Source organism: Dickeya chrysanthemi NCPPB 402, assembly GCF_000406105.1.
Taxonomy (GTDB): Bacteria; Pseudomonadota; Gammaproteobacteria; order Enterobacterales; family Enterobacteriaceae; genus Dickeya; species Dickeya chrysanthemi.
This window is the reverse complement of the sequence record NZ_CM001974.1, coordinates 3,597,609-3,617,884: the sequence shown is the minus strand read 5'-3', so window position 1 is coordinate 3,617,884 and position 20,276 is coordinate 3,597,609. Positions and strand designations below refer to the sequence as shown.

The following is a 20,276-nucleotide window of genomic DNA, read 5'->3' as shown; positions in this document are numbered from 1 at the left end:
GTACATCAATTGGTTGCGGGGGCCGGATTTGAACCGACGACCTTCGGGTTATGAGCCCGACGAGCTACCAGGCTGCTCCACCCCGCGTCCGTGGATGCGCACTATACTCCGCGCTCGCCTCGATGCAACCTCTTTTTTCAAATAGTTTACGTTTTTGCCGACAGGTGGTGGAATTGTCGCCATAGTGTTTCTTTTTTAGACTGCTGCGTGCCGTTTTGTCGTGATGCGTTTTATTCCCGCCCTCTGTTTGTTATCGTTCTGCGTGGTTTTACACTCAAGAATGAAGAGAGCACGGAAATGAAAGGATGGTGGGGGAAATACGTGTTGACCGGCGTGGTCATCGCGATATTGGCCGGTTGTCAGACCCGGCCCAGCGATCGAGGACAGCAATATAAAGATGGCCGTCTCGATCAACCGCTGGAGTGGGTAAATGCGCCGAACGCCAACGGCAAGCCGGTGAATGCGGTCGATTTTTCCCAACAGGTTAGTCAGATTCAATCTTCCTCTCCCGGACTCTATTCCCGTAACAGCGATATCTTTCAGGCCGTACAGAACTGGATTCAGGCGGGCGGCGATACGCGCCATCTGGCGCAATTCGGCCTCAACGCCTGGCAGATGGAGGGCGTGGACAGTTTCGGCAACGTGCAGTTTACCGGTTACTACACGCCGGTGGTGCAGGCGCGTCGTTATCGTCAGGGGGAGTTTCGCTTCCCGTTGTATGCCATGCCCCGAGTGCGTAAAAACGGCCGTCTGCCGGACCGGGCCGCCATTTATTCCGGTGCGCTGAGCAACGAACTGGCTATCGCCTGGACTAACTCGCTGATGGATAACTTCATGATGGAAGTGCAGGGGAGCGGCTATGTCGATTTTGGCGACGGCAGCCCTCTAACCTTTTTTGGTTATGCCGGTAAAAATGGTCATGCCTACCGCAGTATCGGCAAGGTGTTGATCGACCGCGGCGAGGTGCCCAGAGAAGAGATGTCGATGCAGGCTATTCGGCAGTGGGCTGATCGGCATTCCGAGGCCGAAGTGCGGGATTTACTGGTGCAGAACCCTTCTTTCGTATTCTTTAAATCGATGGCGTCGATGCCGGTAAAAGGCGCCAGTGCCGTACCGCTGGTGGCACGAGCCTCCGTCGCGTCTGACCGGTCGTTGATCCCGGCGGGCACTACGTTGCTGGCGGAAGTGCCGCTGCTGGATAATCAGGGCAAGTTTACCGGCCAATATGAGATGCGTTTAATGGTCGCGCTGGATGTCGGCGGCGCGATTAAAGGACAGCATTTCGATATCTACCAAGGGATTGGCACGGACGCCGGGCACGCCGCCGGTTTCTACAATCATTATGGTCGGGTGTGGGTATTGAAAAACGCGCAATCCTCCTCCGCCATGCCGCTGCTCAGTGCCGGCAACAATAATACTGCTGGAAATACCGGCGGGTTGATGGCCGGTAATTCCAATTAATGAGCAACCCCCGCCAACGTTGTTCGGTGGCGGGGGCTTATCGGCCGATAGCTTTAACCATTGAGATACAGGGCAACGAGAAGCCGCGCGGCGAATGGTACAGGCTGATTTCATCGTCGCAGAACCCCAGGGACCGATAAAACGGTGTCGCGTTCAGGCTGGCGTCAAGCCGGATTGCCGCCAGCCCTGCCGCACGCGCCAGCGTTTCCAGATGCTGCATCATCCGTTTGCCTACGCCCTTGCCCATCGCTTCTGGCTCAACGAACACCGCATCGATCATGCCGGTATGAAGATTGACCATCCCTGTCCCGACCATCCGGGCTGCTATCTCCGCCAGATGAAAATGGTGGGTGACGGTATTCTCAAATGCCTCGCTGAGCGCGCCGCTGGTCCACAGCTGTAGTTGTTCTGCCGTGTAATCATGGCGGCAACCATACAGGATGGCGCGATTGCGCAGTGCTAATACTTCCGGCGCATCGGCCCGGCGAGCCTTACGCAGTGTGATGGCGGGTGTGTGCATTAGCGGTTTCCTGTGCCGACATGGTGGGAGTGGGCATCGGCAAGCGCCGCGAGGTTCACCAGATTGGCGGGTTGACCGGCGGCAAATGCCAGCACATTCTCAAAAGCGGTTTTGAAATACAGCTCGTAGCTACCACGTTCGACGTAACCGATGTGTGGTGTTGCCAGTACATTCGGCAGCATCAGTAACGGCTCGTTTTCCGGCGCTGCCGGTTCGTTGTCAAACACATCCAGTGCCGCCTGTTTGCCGGGATGCGCCGCGAGTTCACGCCAGAGCGCGCTCGGTTCCACCAGTTCGGCTCGGCTGATGTTGACGAACAGCGAGTCTGGCTTCATCAGCGCCAGATCGTGCTGGGTTACGCAGTGGCGGGTGGCGGGGGTCAAGCGCAAATGTAGCGACAGCACATCCGCGTCGGCGAAAAACGCCGCTTTGCTGTCGGCTGCGCTAACGCCGTGTTGGCGCGCCAGTTCTCGCGATGTCTCGCTGCCCCACACCAGCACATTCATGCCAAATGCCGAGCCGTAGCGGGCGATACGCTGCCCGATTTTACCGTATCCCCAGATACCGAGCGTCAGCCCATGCAGCGTTCTTCCCAATCCCAACGTGCCGTTTTGTTGCCAGTAGCCCTGAGTCAACTGAGCGTTATAGCAGGGCAGATGACGCGATGCCGCCATGATCAGGCTCCAGCATAATTCCGCCGGTGCAATCGGCGAACCGGTTCCTTCCGCTACCGCCACGCCATGCCGGGTGCAGTCGTCCACGTTGAGGTGCTGGCTCACCTTACCGGTCTGGCTGATGAGCTTCAGGTTCGGCAGTTGGGCGAGTAATTCATCAGTAATACGGGTGCGTTCACGAATCAGCACCAGTGCTTCAACATGTTGCAGTTGCGCCGCCAGGTGGGCGGCGTCGGTATAGGTTTTATTCAGCACCTGTACCTGGTGGCCGTTCAACAGCGAAAAGCAATTCAGGTGCCTGACGGTATCCTGATAGTCATCCAATATGGCGATGTTCATGCTGGTCCTTAACCGTATTTATTGTGCGTTGGGGAGGCAGGTCATAATGAACTCCCGATCGTTTTGGTCTGTTACCCGAAATCCCAGCCGATGATACAGATGGCGGGCGGGATTATTTTTCAGCACGCTCAGCACCACCGCCTGATTTTGCGTTGATGCCTGTGTGAGCAGGTTTTCAATTAGCTGCCTGCCGAGGCCGCGGTTCTGGAAATTGGGGTGGATTTGAATCTGCATCAGATACCAGTGCTGTTCCTGCGGCATAAAACGGTACTTGAATAACCCGGCAGGCTGCCCGTCTGCCTGTACGATATGCGCGTGTTCGAATTCATAGCGTACGCGGCGCATCAGGCTCTCGTGGTCCGTCGATGCGCCGATGTCCGCCAGATATTTCCCCATGGTCAGCTTGCGCAACTGCAACAGGAAATCGATATCGGATTCGGTGGCGGGGATGAGATCAACATGCATGGTTTTTTCTCCACAGCGGAAAGCCTGATGAACGTCCATAAGGTAAGGTGCCACAGCCAGCCGGATGTCGTCACCTGTCAACAGGGTAAATATACGATTCGTGGAAAATGCCGCTGACGAAGAAAATAGCAGATCGCCGTTATCCGCTGCGTAAACGGCCTGACTGGGGTATCATCGCTGCCGTTTGTGATTGAGTGAAGGTGGGCAATGAGTACGCAATTATCCGAAAGTTATCTGCAGCGTTTTGGCGGTACGGCACGATTGTATGGCCAGCGGGCGTTATCGCTGTTTGCCGGGGCGCATGTCTGTGTTATCGGCATTGGCGGGGTTGGTTCCTGGGCGGCGGAAGCGCTGGCGCGCACCGGCATCGGCGCGATTACCCTGATTGATATGGATGATGTGTGCGTCAGCAACACCAACCGGCAGATCCACGCATTGCGCCAACACACCGGCCAGTTGAAAACCGAGGTAATGGCGGAACGTATTCTGGCGATCAATCCGGAATGCAAGGTGACCTGCGTTGATGATTTCATCAGCGCCGATAACGTGGCGGAACTGCTGGATAACCATTTCAGCTATGTGATTGACGCGATTGATAGTGTCCGCCCTAAAGCGGCGCTGCTGGCCTGGTGCCGTCGTAACAAGATTCCGGTGGTGACGACCGGCGGAGCGGGGGGGCAAATTGACCCTACGCGTATTGACGTCGCCGATCTGGCTAAAACCATTCAGGATCCGCTGGCGGCCAAGCTGCGTGAGCGGCTGAAGCACGATTTTAATATCGTTAAGAACAGCAAAGGCAAGCTGGGGATCGATTGCGTGTTTTCCAGCGAGCCATTGGTCTATCTGCAGCCGGATGGCTCGGTTTGCGCATCGCGTAGCACCGCTGACGGCGTGAAACGTATGGATTGCGCATCCGGTTTTGGTGCGGCGACGATGGTGACCGCCACCTTTGGTTTTGTGGCGGTCTCTCATGCGTTGAAAAAAATGATGGCGCGTGATGCCCGGCAGGCACAAGCCGCCGCACTGAATCAGGATTCCTGACCGGCGATATCGTGGATACGGCTGGCCAGTGCGGCCAGCCCGCCGGCCCGTGAGGCGCTGAGTTCAGCGCGTAGCCCCAGCCGCTCGAACAGCGCCAGCGGATCGCTCTGTTGCAGCGCCTGTGGCGTTTTACCTTCTACTGCCGTCAAGATAATCGCCAGCATCCCACGCACGATGCGGCCGTCGCTGTCGCCGTAAAAATGCAGCGAGCCGTCTGTCTGCCGTTGATACCCCAGCCAGACACGGTTTTCACAACCAGACAGCTCAATCTGTTGCTGACGATAGGCTTCCGGCAGCGGCGGCAGGGATTTGCTCAGCAGAATCAACTGGCGGTAGCGCTCTTCCCAGGATCGGCAGGCGTCAAAGCGGGTTATCAGCGCCGCTTCATTGATGTCGGTGCCAAACGGATGCGGTGTAGAATCGGTGGTCATTATCAATCCATCAGTAATTCAAGGGCTTTCTGGGTTGAGTGGACCAGTTGGTCCACATCCTGTTGCTGGTTGTAAGGCGCAAACGAGGCCCGCAACGTACCCGCCACACCCAGAGCGGCCATCAGTGGTTGAGCACAATGGTGACCGGCCCGTAAGGCGATGCCATCCTCCGCCAGCAACGTCACCAGATCGTGGTGGTGCACGCCATCAATAGTGAATGACAACAGGCTGGAGCCCGGCGCGCGAAAGCTGCGAAAACCGGATAGGCGGCTCAGTTGCTGTTCTGCATCGCTCGCCAGTGCAACACTGTGCCGATCGGCGGCGCGGCTGTCCTGTTGTCGCCACCAGTCAATCGCGGCGGCTAGCCCGATCACCCCGGCAATATGCGGCGTGCCGGCTTCAAATCGCTGAGGGATTGCCTGGGGCGTAAAACCGTCAAACGATACCGTCGTCATCATTTTTCCACCGCCCTGCCAGGGCGGCATGGTTTCCAGCAAGTCGGGTTTACCGTATAGCGCGCCGATGCCGGTCGGGCCATACAGTTTGTGGCCGGAAAAAGCATAAAAATCCGCACTCAATGCCGACACATCCGTCGTGGTATGCACAATGCCTTGCGCACCATCGACCATCACTACGGCGCCGGCCTGATGCGCCAGAGTAATGGCGTGTTGCAGGTCCGGCATACCGCCCGTCACGTTCGACATTTGCCCGATAGCCAGCAGACGGGTGCGGGCGTTGAGCAACGAGGGCAGCAGGTGAAGGTCGGGCAGATGATCCGCGCCAATCGGCAGCTTTACCACGCGAGCACCTGTTTGCTGCGCCACCATTAACCATGGAATCAGGTTGGCATGGTGTTCGGCTTCGCTAACCAGAATCTCATCGCCGGGTTGTAATCGTGGACGGGCATAACATTGCGCCACCAGATTGACGGCTTCCGTCGTCCCTTTGGTCCACACGATACTGCGCGCCTGCTCTGCGCCGAGGCATTTCGCGACTTTTTCGCGCGCCAGCTCGAACGCTTCCGACAACTGCCGGGCGGCGCGATGCTGGCTGCGATGTACATTACCCGTTTCGCTGGCATAACAGTGCTGAACCGCTGCGATGACGGCTTCGGGTTTTAGCGCCGTCGCGGCGCTATCGAGATAAACACCGGGCTGACGAAGCGCGGGAAATTGCCGGCGAAAGTCCGGGGCGTTAAACGATTTCATGTCTGTCCTCTGTTGAGCGACAGATCCTGTCCCATTTTTGCGCCTGAAACAAGTTTAGGACGATCCTGAACGAAAATTATGCCTTGCTTGCTACCCTTAACCTTGCTGGATTTAGCGTTTAATAACGAAAAATTGCGTTATATAAACATTAAAAATCATCAGGAGTTAATTATGAAGAATAAGATTGTTGCCGTGGCGGCCCTGGGGATAGCATTATCGCTGTCGGCCTGTTCGAGTCATTACGTGCTGGAAACGTCGGATGGACGCACCATCATCACCGAGGGTAAACCGAAGGTGGATGATGAAACCGGCCTGATAAGCTACACCGATGCTTACGGCTATCATCAACAGATCAACCGTAATGATCTGAAATCGATGACGGAAGCGAAGTAACGAATAGCGGCTGACAGAGAAAGTTCAGACGAAAAAAAAGCACCGCAAAAAACGCGGTGCTATGCAAAAATCACTTAGACAGACAGGGTAAATATACAGGAAATGAAAGGTAGCAGTGCTACCACGTCTGAAATGCAGACAGTAAACAAATAGCAAACACAACATCACAACCACAAGCCAAAAACACACCAGTCAACCTGTTGCGCTTTTCGTTCCGGCTCAGGGAAGTGGCGCTACTATAGGTATTTGCTGGTGCATCCTCAACGGACAATTTATAATGCATCGGATTACAAAAACTAATGGCAAATCGCGGTGCATTCACCGGGATAGGCCGCATACGAAGAATCCGATTTATGTCGAAACGATTGCCGCCTCTCAATGCCCTACGTGTCTTTGATGCTGCTGCCCGTCACCTGAGCTTTACCCGTGCGGCCGAAGAGTTGTTTGTGACTCAGGCCGCCGTTAGCCATCAGATCAAATCGCTGGAGGATTTTCTCGGCCTGAAATTGTTCCGTCGCCGTAATCGTTCCCTGTTGTTGACGGAAGAGGGGCAGAGTTATTTTCTGGATATCAAAGAAATTTTTTCTGCGCTTAATGAGGCGACCCGTAAGTTGCAGGCGCGTAGCGCCAAAGGTGCGCTGACGGTCAGTTTGTTGCCCAGTTTTGCTATTCACTGGCTGGTGCCGCGTCTGTCGAGTTTCAATACGGAGTACCCCGGCATCGATGTGCGGATTCAAGCCGTGGACCGCGAGGAAGAACGCTTATCCGACGATGTGGATGTGGCGATTTTCTATGGCCGTGGGAACTGGCCTGGTCTGCGGGTAGAGAAACTGTACGCCGAGTATCTGTTGCCGGTTTGTGCGCCGCAGTTGCTGACCGGCGAGCATCCGTTGAAAACGCCGGGAGATCTGGTATGGCATACGTTGTTGCATGATGCTTCGCGACGCGACTGGCTGGCTTATACCCGTCAGTTAGGGATCGCACAGATTAATGTACAGCAGGGGCCGATTTTTAGTCATAGCGCGATGGTGTTGCAGGCGGCGATTCACGGGCAAGGCGTGGCGCTGGCTAATAATGTGATGGCGCAGACCGAGATTGAGGCCGGCAGGCTGGTGTGTCCGTTTAATGACGTACTGGTCAGTAAGAACGCGTTTTATCTGGTTTGTCATGACAGCCAGGCGGAACTGGGTAAAATAGCCGCCTTTCGCCAATGGATTCTGGCTCGTGCGGCCAGCGAGCAGGAAAAGTTCCGCTTCCGTTACGACAATGGTTCTCGTTAAAAACCGTTTTGGTTGAACACCCCGTTCACGCCGGGCTTACAGGCTTGGTTTCTTTTTCTTGATAATGGAATAGATTTGAACGATGAACAGCCGTTTTATGCTGATATTCGCCGCTGTTAGCGGGTTTGTCTATGTGGCATTGGGCGCATTCGGCGCACATGTCTTGAGTAAATCGCTGGGCGAAGTCGAAATGTCCTGGCTGCATACCGGGCTGCAGTATCAGGCGTTTCATACGCTGGCGATTCTGGTGCTATCGGTGGCGATGCATCAACGGGCGAGTGTCTGGTTTTACTGGAGTGCGGCGTTTCTGGCGCTGGGCACGCTGTTGTTTAGCGGTAGCCTGTATTGCCTGGCGTTGTCGCATCTTAAACTGTGGGTATTTGTCACCCCGGTCGGGGGCTTCTGTTTCCTGACGGGCTGGCTGTTACTGTTAATTGGAGCCTTACGCTTAAAGAAAAAGGCTGAGTAGCATGAATAAAGTGATTTTGTACTGCCGCCCGGGATTTGAGAAAGAGTGCGCGGCGGAAATTACCGACAAAGCGGCGCGTTATAACGTTTATGGTTTTGTGCGGGTAAAAGATAACAGCGGGTATGTGGTGTTTGAATGCTATCAGCATGAAGACGCCGATCGGCTGATTAAGGAGTTGCCGTTTCAGGAACTGGTGTTCGCTCGTCAGATGATGGTCTGCGGTGAGTTGCTGCGCGATTTGCCGCCGGAGGATCGCATCACGCCTATCGTCGGGATGCTGACCGGGGTGCTGGAGCGTGCTGGGGAACTGCGGGTTGAAGTGCCAGATACCAATGAAAGCAAAGAGTTGATGAAGTTTTGCCGCAAGTTTACGGTACCGCTACGTGTTGCATTGCGGGAAAACCGTATTCTGCTGGCGCAGGAGAAAGCCAGCCGTCCGGTTATCCATGTGCTGTTTATCGCGCCCGGTTGCTGTTACGTCGGCTATTCCTACAGCAATAACAATTCACCGTTCTACATGGGGATTCCACGGCTGAAGTTCCCCGCGGACGCCCCAAGCCGTTCGACGCTGAAGCTGGAGGAAGCATTTCATGTGTTCGTGCCGGCGGACGAGTGGGGCGAGCGCCTCGGCAGCGGCATGTTTGCGGTGGATTTGGGGGCTTGCCCCGGCGGCTGGACCTACCAACTGGTTAAACGCAGTATGATGGTTCACGCCGTCGACAACGGTATGATGGCGCCGAGCCTGATGGATACCGGCCAGGTTATCCACCATCAGGCGGACGGTTTCCGCTTTGAGCCGCCGCGCAATAATATCTACTGGCTGGTGTGCGATATGGTGGAAAAACCGGCCAAAGTCACTAACCGTATGGCGGACTGGCTGGTCAACGGCTGGTGTCGTGAAGTGATCTTCAACCTCAAGCTGCCGATGAAAAAGCGCTATGAGGAAGTGACTCAGAATCTGGCTCTATTGACGCAGCGGCTGGAAGAAAACGGTATTAACTTCGAGATTCACGCCAAGCATCTCTATCACGATCGCGAAGAGATTACCGTCCATGCCCGGCGCATCTGGGGCGCGATTCCTGGTCGTCGCGACGAACGCTAAAGACGAGCGTTAAATGTGTCGGCGGACTGCCGTTGGTCGCTTCTGTGATTGCGCCAACGGCCTGACTACCACCTAACCCGACGCGGGCAGGCGTAGCTGCTGCAGGTTGCCGTTCAGCACCAAATCGGTTTTGAGCGTAGCGACCTGACGGCAGCGGTAAGCCGTGTCCTGCTGAGATTCTAGTTTACGTCGCCATTTCTCCGGTATCTGTTCTAACTGCTGGTATAACGCTTCCAGCGAACCTGCCTGTTGCAGCAACTGTGCGGCGGTTTTCGGCCCGATCCCGCTCACTCCGGGGATCTTGCTGCTACTGATGCCGGCCAGCCCCCAGTAATCCGGCAACTGCTCTGGTTGCACGCCGAATTCTTGTTGAATGAAAGGGACATCCAGCCAGCGCTTTTGAAAGTAATCCCGAATGCGGATGGTTGGCGCCAGTAACTGACAGTAGCCTTTATCGGTTGAAACAATGGTCGCCTGATGCCCTTGAGCGGCGACTTTGCTGGCCAGCGTGGCGGCGAGATCATCCGCTTCGTTGCCTGGCGAGTGCCAGCTGTCCACTCCTGATGCCAGAAAAGCCTCTCTGATTTGCGGCAGTTCGCGAGACAGGTTTTCCGGCATCGGCGCGCGTCCGGCTTTGTACTCCGGTAACAACTGGTGGCGCCAGCTCTGGTCGCGTTGTTCGTCGTCAAAAACGGCAACGGCATGGGTTGGTCGACTGTGCTGGATCAACTGATTCAGGGCATGTTGGCAGGCGGCCAGGCAAGGGGAACCTTGTACCGCATGAATGCGTCGGATCAGGTTGAGTGCGTCGACAATAAGCAGATGTACGGCCATAAGCGGTGATTATGCAAAGGTTCGCCACCGGATTGGTGCCGGTGGCGAACTGATGGTCAGGAACAGATTTCGTAGCACGGCACATAGGCGCTGCCGGGCAGCTTCATACGCTGCTGGGACACAAAGTCCTGCAACAGCTGATCCATGTTCTTCATGATGTCGGCATTACCGCGCAATTTGTACGGGCCAAACTCTTCGATGAGCCGAATACCCGCATCTTTGACGTTACCGGCCACGATACCGGAAAATGCCCGGCGCAGCGTTGCAGCCAACTGTTCGGCGGGCTGGTCCGGATGCAGGTTGAGGTTCGCCATATTCTCATGCGTCGGCTCAAACGGCAGTTGCAGGTCCGGAGCGATGCGCAACGACCAGTTAAAGCTGTAGGCATCACCGGTATGACGACGGTGCTCTTTTACCTGCGGCATGGTTTTTTTCATCTGGCGGGCGACTTCGGCTGCGTCGTTGATGATGATGGAATAGTAACGACGCGCCTGACGACCAAGCGTACTGACAATAAACTCATCCAGTACCCGGAAGTAGTCGGCGCTTTCCCGTGGACCGGTCAGAATAATCGGCAACACCTGCTCGCTGTTGTACGGGTCCATCATAATTCCCAATAAGTACAGAAATTCTTCCGCGGTACCGACCCCACCTGGGAAAATGATGATGCCGTGACCGATGCGTACAAACGCTTCCAGACGTTTTTCAATGTCCGGCATAATAATGAGCTCATTCACCAACGGGTTGGGCGGCTCCGCCGCGATGATGGAAGGCTCGGTCATGCCGATAAAACGCCCGTCCCGGTAACGCTGTTGGGCGTGGCCCACTGCGGCTCCCTTCATCGGCGCCTCCATAGCGCCCGGGCCGCAGCCGGTACAAATGTTCAGTTCGCGCAGGCCAAGCTGGCTGCCGACTTTACGGGCATACAGGTATTCGTTTTCATTGATGGAGTGGCCGCCCCAGCACACCACCAGATTCGGGTCTTCGCCGACATGCAGCGCCCGGGCGTTGCGCAGAATGGAAAACACCAGATTGGTGATGTGGGCCGAGTCTTCAAGGTCCAGATTCTGGTAGCGGCCGGCATTGGCTATCTGGCCGTTTACAAACAGAATATCGCGCAACACGGCGAACAGGTTGGCTTGCAGCGAACGGATAATCTGCCCGTCGACAAACGCCTCTTCCGGCGGGTTGACCAGTTCCAGTTTGACGCCGCGCTCCCGGCGCAACACATTGATATCGAAATCCTCGTAGCGGGAGAGCAACTCCTTGCTGTTGTCCGTCTGACTGCCGGAGTTCAGCACGGCGAGGGAACAATTACGGAATAATCGGTAAAGATCGCTGCTGGCAGTGCTTTTCAGCATGTCTACTTCCAACTGCGATAGTAAATCCATTGAGCCTAACGGGCTGATATGTGTGATCATACTACTCCCTGAAACGCAGTGTGCGGCTACAGTTGTTCAGTGTGTTTGTACAATAAGTTTGCACAATAGGTTTGAACGACACGCGGGTTAAATGCGTTTGTTTGATACGTTTCTCTGTTGTCTCACCTTAACGTGTCGAATGGCCTTTTGCCAAGGTATGCGCGTGCTCTGACGATAAAGTTGCGCGGCGCTACGCACTTTGATACGTATTCTGTCGACTACTGGCACGGTAGTCAGGATAAAATGCGTGTTCAGCGACAACCGACAGGTAGATTGAGAGGCGAGATGGATCAGCAGGTATCACAGGCATTGAGTGCGTTTACCCGGCGTTACGTCGAGTTATGGCAACGAGAGACGGGGCATCCGCCGGCCAGTGAAGCGCTGTTCGGCGTCGTGTCGCCCTGCATTGTCGCAACGCAGGAGAACCAGGTGCATTGGCTGCCGCAGACATCAACGGCAACTGTGCGGCTGGATGGTGTGGAACGCGCGCTGGAGATTCAGTTGCATCCGGATATTCATTCGTTTTTCACCAGCCAGTTTGCTGGTGACATGACGGCGCGTTTTGAGGATTTGGAATGTACGCTGCTTCAGGTCTGGAGTGAAGACGATTTTATTCGCCTGCAGGAAAATCTGATTGGTCATCTTTTGACACAGAAACGATTAAAATTGTCACCGACATTATTTCTTGCGACAACCGACTCTGAAATGTCGCTAATCTCTTTGTGCAATCTGAGCGGCGAAGTTGTGTTGGAAGAGTTTGGTACGCGTCAGCGCCGGGTGTTGTCATCAGATCTGAGTGGTTTTTTGTATAAGTTGTTGCCGTCTCTTGTATAAATTGTTGCTATTGATTCCATAATGCTGAATCGCGTTTCGCTTTTCGGCGTGTGAGAGATCTCTTACATTGTGTGTAAGCTATCTCTTATCTTTAATCTTAAACTAAGATTTCCATTTAATTTTTGTATTATTAATTAATGAATTAATGGCTCTCGCCAATAAACCGCACTTTTTGTATGGCTATTGTGCTGTTTGGGTGGCTTGCTGATTCGGTTTAATTAATACATCTTATTATTCAGTTTCGTAACACAGTAACAGATTATGTCGACCATGCCAGGAGGGCAGGAAGCATACTTAGTTACAGCCAGACTCTTTTTTCAGGATGAAATAAGGGACACCTCCAGGAAGGAGAATGAGAGCCGGCCTGGGAATGCCGGTGGGGCAGGAGCCTAAAGGAATGGGATCACGGATGATTATGAAGGATCGACCGTCACGGATGAAAGAGGGATCGCCAGCAAGGATTGTGGGTTAGGAAGACCATAAAGGACAAGTTTTCAAGGACGAGCAGGGAAGCAACAAGGTAGCGGGACTGCTGCAAACGAACTAAGAGGGAACCGAGAAATCGGTTCCCTCTTTTCGTTTTTGTTTATTGCCTGCACGTTGCGGCGCCGGGTTGTATGCCGATGATGAAAGGGGATTCGGGTGTCAGAATAAGGCAACGATGCTATGCTTTGCCGCCCCTGTCATTGAGCCTGATGAGAACCGGACCCCATGAGTGTAGAGATTCAGATTAGACAATCGCTATTTGCCATTGAACGTGCGCTTAAAGCGAGCTCGCTATGGCAGTCTTCGGCGCCGGATGAGGCGGCATTCGCCAGCCGGGAGCCGTTCTGCATCGATACGATGGCGGCGGAGCAGTGGTTACAGTGGGTTTTTTTGCCGCGTATGCATGCATTGCTGGATGGCGGCGCCCCGCTGCCTGCTCGGCTTGCCGTTCTGCCTTATGTTGAAGTGTCGTTCGATGGCCGAGCCGATGAAGTGGGCGAATTGCTCACGCAGTTACGCATGCTTGACGCCCTGTTCGAGGAGTAAGGATGCTGGAGATTATTTATCAGGACGAGCATCTGATCGCAGTAAATAAACCTGCGGGTTGGTTGGTGCATCGCAGTTGGTTGGATCGCAAGGAAAAAGTCGTGGTGATGCAAACCGTACGCGACCAGATTGGCCGGCATGTGTTTACGGTTCATCGTCTCGATCGCCCGACCTCCGGCGTGTTATTGATGGCGTTGTCCGCTGATGTGGCACGTTTGCTGGCGCAGCAGTTTGAACAGCACCGGATGGAGAAAATCTATCATGCCGTGGTTCGCGGTTACGTGATGGAAGACGGTGTAATTGATTATGCGCTGACGGAGGAATTGGATCGCATTGCGGATAAATTCGCTGACCCGGATAAAGCGCCGCAACCTGCAGTCAGCCACTATCGGGCATTGGCGCGTGCAGAACTGCCCGTAGCGATCGGGCGGTATGACACTGCCCGCTACAGCCTGCTGGAGTTGAGCCCCAAGACCGGGCGTAAGCATCAGTTACGGCGGCATATGGCGCATTTACGTCATCCCATCATTGGGGACACCACCCACGGCGATTTGCGTCAGAATCGTGGTATGGCATCGCACTTTGGCTGGGCCCGATTGATGCTGCACGCCAGCCGTTTGTCGTTAACCCACCCGGTGACCCACGAACCGCTGGTTATTCAGGCGCGTTGGGATGAATCCTGGCAAGGCGTCATGACGCAGTTTGGCTGGCAAGGAAGCCTTGCGGATGTTGAAAGGGTTGAGTTTCCTCAGGCGTCCGGTCAGGATAACCTGACGTCAGCGTAAAACAGGAGAATCAGCGTCATGGCGCAAGTCGGTATTTTTGTTGGCACGGTGTACGGTAATGCGTTGCTGGTGGCGGAAGAAGCAGAAAGTATTCTCAAGGCGCATGGTCATGAGGTAAAGATTTTCGAGGATGCTTCGGTGGATGACTGGCTGGCTTACAGTCAACAGACGGTGTTGGTGGTGACTTCCACCACCGGGCAAGGGCAGTTGCCGGAGTCTATCGTGCCGTTGTACGAAGCGCTGCGCGAAAAAGTCGGCTATCAGCCGGATTTGCATTACGGGCTGATTGCCTTGGGCGATAGCAGCTACGATAACTTCTGTGGCGGCGGTCATCAGTTTGATGCCTTGTTGCAGGAGATGAGCGCGAAACGCGTGGGCGAGCTGCTGGAGATTGACGCAGCGGAGCATCCGGAGCCGGAGGTGATTTCCAGCCCGTGGGTGGAATCCTGGGCGGCGATGTTGACGGCGTAATGGTTTCGCACGCCAGCGTTCAGGTCGTGACGGCGGGGCCATTAGGCCCCGTTTTTTGTGATTGCGTTCATCACATCATTACGGGTTAGTGCAACGGCGTTTGCTGTTATAGCTTGTTTACGGCTATAGCTTGCTTACGGCTATAACCTCGTTTACTGCATACGCCTCGTTTGCCATAACGCCCTGCGTGTTACTCACCCTGATTGCCGGAGGACAACGGGCGATGACCTGCGGCTTAACGTTGGGTCAGTTTTTCCAGATCGGCTTCGATTTCGCTGATCTTGTTGGTAACCACGCTTTCCAGGTGACGCAGGTCTGACAAAATTTTGCGTTTCAGATCGACTTCAACCTGGTCGCGCTGGCAAATCTGGTCGAGCTCATCCACCACATAACGCAGGTTGGGGCTGATCTCGTTAATTTCCTTGTAACCTTGCCCGGCATTGTCTGCCGCGATGGTTTTTCGCTGGCGTGGATATTTAAACTTGACGCTTTTAGCGAAGAATTCCCCTTTATCCTTGCGAAAATAAATCTTCAGAATATCGTTGTTGGCTTCCTGACGAAGGCTGTAACGGTCGATATCTTCCGGGTTGGAAATCCCAAGACTTTTCAGATTGTCGTACATAACACCACCTTTCTTGTTTTACGTCGGCCTGAAAAACTGGGCCAGTGTTGTTGGTCGTGACGGCGGGATGCCGTAAAAAAATGGCGGGTAATAACCCGCCATTCAGTGTAGTCGATAGTGGTATTAGTCGATAGTGCGCAATAACTCATTAATGCCCACTTTTCCGCGGGTTTTCGCATCGACTTTTTTCACTATCACGGCGCAATAAAGGCTGTGGCTGCCGTCTTTGGCAGGCAGGTTACCGGACACGACGACTGAACCTGCCGGTACGCGGCCGTAATGTATTTCACCGGTTTCACGATCGTAAATTCTGGTGCTCTGGCTGATGAAGACGCCCATCGAGATCACCGATCCTTCTTCTACGATCACGCCTTCCACCACTTCGGAGCGGGCGCCGATAAAGCAGTTGTCTTCGATGATGGTCGGGTTGGCCTGCAGTGGTTCCAGCACGCCACCGATGCCAACACCGCCGGACAGGTGTACGTTTTTACCAATCTGGGCACATGAACCGACGGTGGCCCAGGTGTCGACCATGGTGCCTTCGTCAACGTAGGCGCCGATGTTGACGTAAGACGGCATCAGCACGGTATTCCGGGCGATGAATGCGCCCTGGCGTACGCTGGCGGGCGGTACGACGCGGAAACCTTCACTCTGGAAACGCGCTTCATCGTAGCCGGCGAATTTCATCGGCACTTTGTCGTAGTAGCGGGTTTCGGCTCCTTCCATCAGCTGGTTGTCATTGATGCGGAAAGAGAGCAGCACCGCTTTCTTCAGCCACTGATGCGTTACCCACTGGCCGTTGATTTTTTCAGCCACTCGCAGCACACCGCTGTCTAACTGGCTGATAACCTGATTTACCGCTTCGCGCGTCACCGCATCCACATTGGCTGGGGTTATCTCTACGCGACGCTCAAATGCGGTTTCGATGATGTTCTGTAATTGCTGCATCCTGTTTCTCTTTCGTGATTAATAAAACCAGACCGCGTTCGCCATACCGGACGACGGAACGCGGTTTAACATTTAAGAAGCTACTTTATCGTTTGGGGCGAGGGCTTCTGTCAACCGTTGTTGTAACTGGAGCCGTAATTCGGGGCTTAATGCCCGTCTTTCGCTATCTGCCAGTATAAACAGGTCTTCGACGCGTTCACCGATGGTGGAAATTCGGGCGCCGTGCAGCGATAAGTTGAGATCGGCAAAGACTTCACCTACTCGCGCCAGCAGGCCCGGCTGGTCGAGGGCAACCAATTCCATATAACTGCGTCGATCGTTATGGGTCGGCAGAAAACCTACCTCGGTCGGTACGCTAAAGTGGCGCAGACGAGAAGACGGTCGCCTCACTCTTGGGTGCTGATAATCTCGCTGCGTCAATGCCTGTTCGATTGCGTGACGGATCATGTCGTGTCGGTCCGGCGCCAGCGGGCTGCCGTCGGGTTCCAGTACGATAAAGGTATCCATCGCCATACCGTCGCGACTGGTAAAGATCTGAGCGTCATGTACGCTCAGATTACGGCGGTCCAGCTCGCCGGCGACGGCGGCAAACAGATAAGGACGATCCGGGCTCCAGATGAAAATTTCGGTGCCGCCGCGGCTGGCCTGATGGCTAATCAATACCATCGGCTTGCTGGCGTCATGCTCCAGTAAATGGCGAGCGTGCCAGGCCAACTGATTAGGGGAGTGGCGCAGGAAATAATCGGCGCGGCAGCGGCTCCAGATGTGATACAGCGCTTCCTCATCGATATTGTCCATGCGCAGCAACGCCAGTGCCTGCAGGCGATGATGGCGCACCCGTTCACGCAGGTCCGGCGAGTTCTGCATACCACGACGCAACTGTTTTTCGGTAGCGAAATACAGCTCGCGCAATAGGCTTTGTTTCCAGCTGTTCCACAGCGTTTCATTGGTGGCGCAAATGTCCGCCACGGTCAGGTTCAGCAGGTAGCGCAGCCGGGTTTCGCTTTGCACCTGTTCGGCAAATTGCTGAATGACCGCCGGGTCCTGAATATCACGGCGCTGCGCGGTGACCGACATCAGCAGGTGGCAGCGTACCAGCCAGGCCACCAGCTGTGCTTCCCGCGAGTTCAAACCGTGTTGGGCCGCGAACTCCAGTGCGTCTTTTGCCCCCAGCTCCGAGTGATCGCCGCCGCGGCCTTTGGCTATGTCGTGGAACAGTGCCGCCAGCAGTAATAATTCCGGCTGCGGCAAGCGCGGATACAGCTCCACACACAGTGGATGCGAAGCGCGCGTGGCTTCTTCGGTGAAACTCTCCAGTTTCAGCAGCACCCGGATGGTATGTTCGTCGACGGTGTAGGCGTGGAACAAGTCAAACTGCATTTGCCCGACGATGTTGCCCCACAGCGGCATATAAGCCCAGAGCACGCTGTGAGTGTGCATCGGCAGCAGAGCACGGCTGACGGCGCGCGGATGGCGCAGAATGTTCATAAACAGGCTGCGGGCTTCCGGTATGGTACATAACGGCTGGCTCAGATGGCGGCGAGCGTGGCGCAGGTGGCGCAGCGTCGTCGAGTAAATACCGGTAATTCCCTGATTGCGCACCATCAGGTAGAACATGCGGATGATGGCTTCGGGCTTGTGCTCGAACAGGGTTTCGTCGCGCAGGTCGATAAGCTGGCCGCGTAGCTGGAAATCCTCATCCAGCGGACGCGGTTTATCGCTGCTATCCAGCGCCAGAATCGCTTCGTCAAACAGTTGCAGCAACATTTGATTGAGTTCGCCTACGCGACGCGTCATGCGGTAGAAATCTTTCATCATTCGTTCTACCGGCGCGTTGCCTTCGCCCTGATATTGCAGCAGTTGTGCAACATTGAGCTGCCTGTCGAACAGCAAACGGTTGTCGTAACGCGGCAGGATCAGATGCAAAGCAAAGCGAATACGCCAGAGAAAACTCTGGCACTCGTTCAGTTCATTGCGCTCGGCTTGCGTCAGAAAACCGAATCCTACCATTTCGTTCAGAGAGGTTGCGCCAAAGTGGCGCCGGGCAACCCACAGCAAAGTATGAATATCCCGTAACCCGCCGGGGCTGCTCTTGATGTCCGGTTCAAGGTTGTAACTGGTGCTGTGGTAACGTTGGTGGCGTTCCCGCTGTTCGGCGATTTTGGCGGGGAAGAACGTTTCCGACGGCCAGAACGCATCGCTGAAAATATGCTTTTGCAACAAGAGGAATAACGCTACGTCCCCGCAAATCATACGGGATTCAATCAGGTTGGTCGCCACGGAAATATCGGCCTGTCCTTCCTCCAGACATTCATCCAGCGTACGCACGCTGTGACCGACTTCCAGCCGTAAATCCCAGAGCAGGGTGATAAACGTACTGATCGTTTGTGACTGCGCATCCGTCAACTGATGTTGGCTTAGTACCAGCAAGTCGATGTCCGACAGCGGATGTAATTCCCCTCGCCCATAACCGCCCACGGCGACCAGCGCGGTTTGCGGCATGTTTTCGAAGCCGTAGAATCGCCATAACCGCTGCATCAGATGATCGATATACAGCGTCCGGGCCTCGATGAGCACTTCTGCGCTGACGCCGGCCTTGAATTCCTCCGCCAGCCAACGCTGGAATTGTTCCAGGTGGGTTTTCAGCGTCTGGCATTTCAGCATGTCGTCCGTGAAGGTGAGGGGGGAAGCCGGCGCCGGGTGGGTCGTGGTGGTGGAACCGGTGATATCGTGCGGGAAGTTTCTGTCAATCATTGCGCCACCATAAACATAAAAAAGCCGGCGTTAGCCGGCTTATGCTCAATTATTCCTGATGCGTGATGATGTTGGGGATGGTGTCATCCTTACGCAACGTCATTATTTCGCAGCCGTTTTCAGTCACCACAATAGTATGCTCGTACTGTGCCGACAAGCTGCGATCCTTGGTTTTTACCGTCCAGCCGTCTTTCATGGTGCGGATGCGGTAATCGCCGGCGTTAACCATCGGTTCCACGGTAAACGCCATGCCCGGCTGCAACACCACGCCGCCGTCGTCGGCGTCGTAATGCAGTACCTGTGGTTCCTCATGAAAACCGCGGCCGATGCCGTGACCACAGTACTCGCGCACGACGGAGAAATCCTGTGCTTCCACGTATTTCTGGATTTCGCGGCCCAGTGTGCGTAACCGGATGCCCGGTTTGATCATCCGTAGCGCCAGATACAGGCTTTCCTGGGTCACTTTGCACAGGCGTTCTCCCAGAATCGTCGGTTTGCCGACGATGAACATTTTGGAGGTGTCGCCGTGAAAGTCGTCTTTAATTACCGTAACGTCAATGTTGACGATATCGCCGTCTTTGAGGATTTTGTCATCGCTTGGAATGCCATGACATACCACTTCGTTAACTGAAATGCAGACGGATTTCGGGAAGCCGTGGTAGCCGAGACTGGCTGAAATTGCGTTTTGCTTATTGGTGATGTGGTCATGACAGAGACGATCCAACTCGCCGGTACTCACGCCGGGCACCACGTACGGCTCGATGATTTCCAGCACTTCCGCCGCCAGGCGGCCGGCCACACGCATTTTTTCGATATCTTCAGAGGTTTTTATTGAGATTGCCATTGAGTTCAGTCCGCAGGTATCGCCGTTTTCGACGAAAGAGGGTCAGTAAATAGTGATTTATGGTATCAGCCCAGCCAGACACTGCCAAATCATCATTCCGTCATGGGAGTGTCATCGGGGATGTGGCGCGCGGCGCTAGAATGCAACAAAAGTTGGTGTCCGGGGGCGGTTTATGGTATAAAGCGCGCCGGTGTTCCGGCTGGAATTTTCAGATGACTGAGTCCTGCCGGTTCAAACTGAACTCACTATGTGTATAACACACACGTGTCGGCACATTCGCCGGGGTGCCTGAGTGGTTTGCTCCATTCGGGTCGGCGCAATGGGACACGTGGAGGCATAACCCCATAC

21 protein-coding genes and 1 tRNA gene are annotated in these 20,276 nt (G+C 54.8%); 10 read left to right on the top strand and 12 right to left on the bottom strand.

From position 1 onward, the window contains the following. Positions 1-10 precede the first annotated feature (10 nt). Positions 11-87 (bottom strand) — tRNA-Met (locus tag DCH402_RS15890). A gap of 210 nt (positions 88-297) precedes the next feature. Between DCH402_RS15890 and mltA the strand changes: the two genes are divergently transcribed. Next, the gene (mltA, locus tag DCH402_RS15885) at positions 298-1,461 is read left to right on the top strand and encodes a murein transglycosylase A (RefSeq protein ID WP_040003654.1); all 1,164 of its coding nucleotides are present in this window, start codon (positions 298-300) and stop codon (positions 1,459-1,461) included. A 37-nt stretch (positions 1,462-1,498) separates the two neighbouring features. Here the strand turns inward: mltA and DCH402_RS15880 are convergent, their stop codons facing one another. The 3 genes from DCH402_RS15880 to DCH402_RS15870 are packed head-to-tail and all read right to left on the bottom strand — an operon-like array spanning position 1,499 to position 3,459. Further along, the gene (locus DCH402_RS15880; RefSeq protein ID WP_040002209.1) at positions 1,499-1,981 is read right to left on the bottom strand and encodes a GNAT family N-acetyltransferase; all 483 of its coding nucleotides are present in this window, start codon (positions 1,979-1,981) and stop codon (positions 1,499-1,501) included. Continuing rightward, entirely contained in the window at positions 1,981-2,994 is a 1,014-nt protein-coding gene (locus DCH402_RS15875; protein WP_040002208.1) for a D-2-hydroxyacid dehydrogenase family protein, read from the bottom strand. The genes DCH402_RS15880 and DCH402_RS15875 overlap by 1 nt, the downstream gene beginning before the upstream one ends. Positions 2,995-3,012: 18 nt before the next feature. Then, on the bottom strand, positions 3,013-3,459 hold the full coding sequence (locus DCH402_RS15870; protein WP_040003653.1) for a GNAT family N-acetyltransferase: 447 nt from the start codon (positions 3,457-3,459) through the stop codon (positions 3,013-3,015). 207 nt (positions 3,460-3,666) lie between these two features. On the opposite strand from DCH402_RS15870, the gene tcdA reads away from it, so the two are divergent. After that, positions 3,667-4,500 carry a tRNA cyclic N6-threonylcarbamoyladenosine(37) synthase TcdA gene (gene tcdA, locus DCH402_RS15865; protein WP_040002206.1) on the top strand — a complete coding sequence of 278 codons (834 nt, stop codon included), beginning with the start codon at positions 3,667-3,669 and terminating at the stop codon, positions 4,498-4,500. Here tcdA and csdE read toward each other — a convergent pair. Beyond that, complete coding sequence (gene csdE, locus DCH402_RS15860; RefSeq protein WP_040002205.1) at positions 4,488-4,931, bottom strand: cysteine desulfurase sulfur acceptor subunit CsdE; 444 nt, start codon at positions 4,929-4,931, stop codon at positions 4,488-4,490. The genes tcdA and csdE overlap by 13 nt on opposite strands. Positions 4,932-4,933: 2 nt before the next feature. Continuing rightward, positions 4,934-6,139, bottom strand: a complete 1,206-nt coding sequence (csdA, locus tag DCH402_RS15855; protein WP_040002204.1) for a cysteine desulfurase CsdA — start codon at positions 6,137-6,139, stop codon at positions 4,934-4,936. A gap of 171 nt (positions 6,140-6,310) precedes the next feature. Here csdA and DCH402_RS15850 point away from each other — a divergent pair, with 171 nt between their 5' ends. From DCH402_RS15850 to rlmM, 4 genes are all read left to right on the top strand, one after another. After that, positions 6,311-6,532, top strand: a complete 222-nt coding sequence (locus tag DCH402_RS15850; RefSeq protein WP_040002202.1) for a YgdI/YgdR family lipoprotein — start codon at positions 6,311-6,313, stop codon at positions 6,530-6,532. 353 nt (positions 6,533-6,885) lie between these two features. Continuing rightward, positions 6,886-7,812 (top strand): transcriptional regulator GcvA, encoded by a 927-nt coding sequence (locus tag DCH402_RS15845; protein WP_027712901.1) that lies wholly within the window; start codon positions 6,886-6,888, stop codon positions 7,810-7,812. An 82-nt stretch (positions 7,813-7,894) separates the two neighbouring features. After that, on the top strand, positions 7,895-8,281 hold the full coding sequence (locus tag DCH402_RS15840; protein WP_012770849.1) for a DUF423 domain-containing protein: 387 nt from the start codon (positions 7,895-7,897) through the stop codon (positions 8,279-8,281). Between the two features lies 1 nt (position 8,282). Next, entirely contained in the window at positions 8,283-9,383 is a 1,101-nt protein-coding gene (rlmM, locus tag DCH402_RS15835) for a 23S rRNA (cytidine(2498)-2'-O)-methyltransferase RlmM (RefSeq protein ID WP_040002201.1), read from the top strand. 72 nt (positions 9,384-9,455) lie between these two features. On the opposite strand, the gene xni is transcribed toward rlmM, so the two are convergent. Further along, positions 9,456-10,217 carry a flap endonuclease Xni gene (gene xni / locus DCH402_RS15830; protein ID WP_040002200.1) on the bottom strand — a complete coding sequence of 254 codons (762 nt, stop codon included), beginning with the start codon at positions 10,215-10,217 and terminating at the stop codon, positions 9,456-9,458. A 56-nt stretch (positions 10,218-10,273) separates the two neighbouring features. Further along, positions 10,274-11,638 carry a nucleotide 5'-monophosphate nucleosidase PpnN gene (gene ppnN, locus DCH402_RS15825; protein ID WP_040002199.1) on the bottom strand — a complete coding sequence of 455 codons (1,365 nt, stop codon included), beginning with the start codon at positions 11,636-11,638 and terminating at the stop codon, positions 10,274-10,276. A gap of 285 nt (positions 11,639-11,923) precedes the next feature. Between ppnN and syd the strand changes: the two genes are divergently transcribed. The 4 genes from syd to DCH402_RS15805 all read left to right on the top strand — a co-directional run bounded on the left by syd (position 11,924) and on the right by DCH402_RS15805 (position 14,760). Continuing rightward, positions 11,924-12,472, top strand: a complete 549-nt coding sequence (gene syd / locus DCH402_RS15820) for a SecY-interacting protein (RefSeq protein ID WP_040002198.1) — start codon at positions 11,924-11,926, stop codon at positions 12,470-12,472. A 711-nt stretch (positions 12,473-13,183) separates the two neighbouring features. Next, positions 13,184-13,504, top strand: a complete 321-nt coding sequence (locus tag DCH402_RS15815) for a YqcC family protein (RefSeq protein ID WP_040002197.1) — start codon at positions 13,184-13,186, stop codon at positions 13,502-13,504. Positions 13,505-13,506: 2 nt separating this feature from the next. After that, positions 13,507-14,289: a tRNA pseudouridine(65) synthase TruC gene (gene truC, locus DCH402_RS15810; RefSeq protein ID WP_040002196.1), complete on the top strand. Its 783-nt coding sequence runs from the start codon at positions 13,507-13,509 to the stop codon at positions 14,287-14,289. A gap of 18 nt (positions 14,290-14,307) precedes the next feature. Next, entirely contained in the window at positions 14,308-14,760 is a 453-nt protein-coding gene (locus tag DCH402_RS15805) for a flavodoxin (RefSeq protein WP_040002195.1), read from the top strand. A gap of 235 nt (positions 14,761-14,995) precedes the next feature. Here DCH402_RS15805 and DCH402_RS15800 read toward each other — a convergent pair whose 3' ends face one another. From DCH402_RS15800 to map, 4 genes are all read right to left on the bottom strand, one after another. Beyond that, entirely contained in the window at positions 14,996-15,382 is a 387-nt protein-coding gene (locus DCH402_RS15800) for a DUF3461 family protein (RefSeq protein WP_012770841.1), read from the bottom strand. Between the two features lie 123 nt (positions 15,383-15,505). Further along, positions 15,506-16,330 carry a 2,3,4,5-tetrahydropyridine-2,6-dicarboxylate N-succinyltransferase gene (gene dapD / locus DCH402_RS15795; protein WP_040002194.1) on the bottom strand — a complete coding sequence of 275 codons (825 nt, stop codon included), beginning with the start codon at positions 16,328-16,330 and terminating at the stop codon, positions 15,506-15,508. 72 nt (positions 16,331-16,402) lie between these two features. Further along, entirely contained in the window at positions 16,403-19,084 is a 2,682-nt protein-coding gene (gene glnD, locus DCH402_RS15790) for a bifunctional uridylyltransferase/uridylyl-removing protein GlnD (RefSeq protein ID WP_040002193.1), read from the bottom strand. A gap of 49 nt (positions 19,085-19,133) precedes the next feature. Beyond that, the gene (map, locus tag DCH402_RS15785; RefSeq protein WP_027712893.1) at positions 19,134-19,928 is read right to left on the bottom strand and encodes a type I methionyl aminopeptidase; all 795 of its coding nucleotides are present in this window, start codon (positions 19,926-19,928) and stop codon (positions 19,134-19,136) included. Positions 19,929-20,276 lie beyond the last annotated feature (348 nt).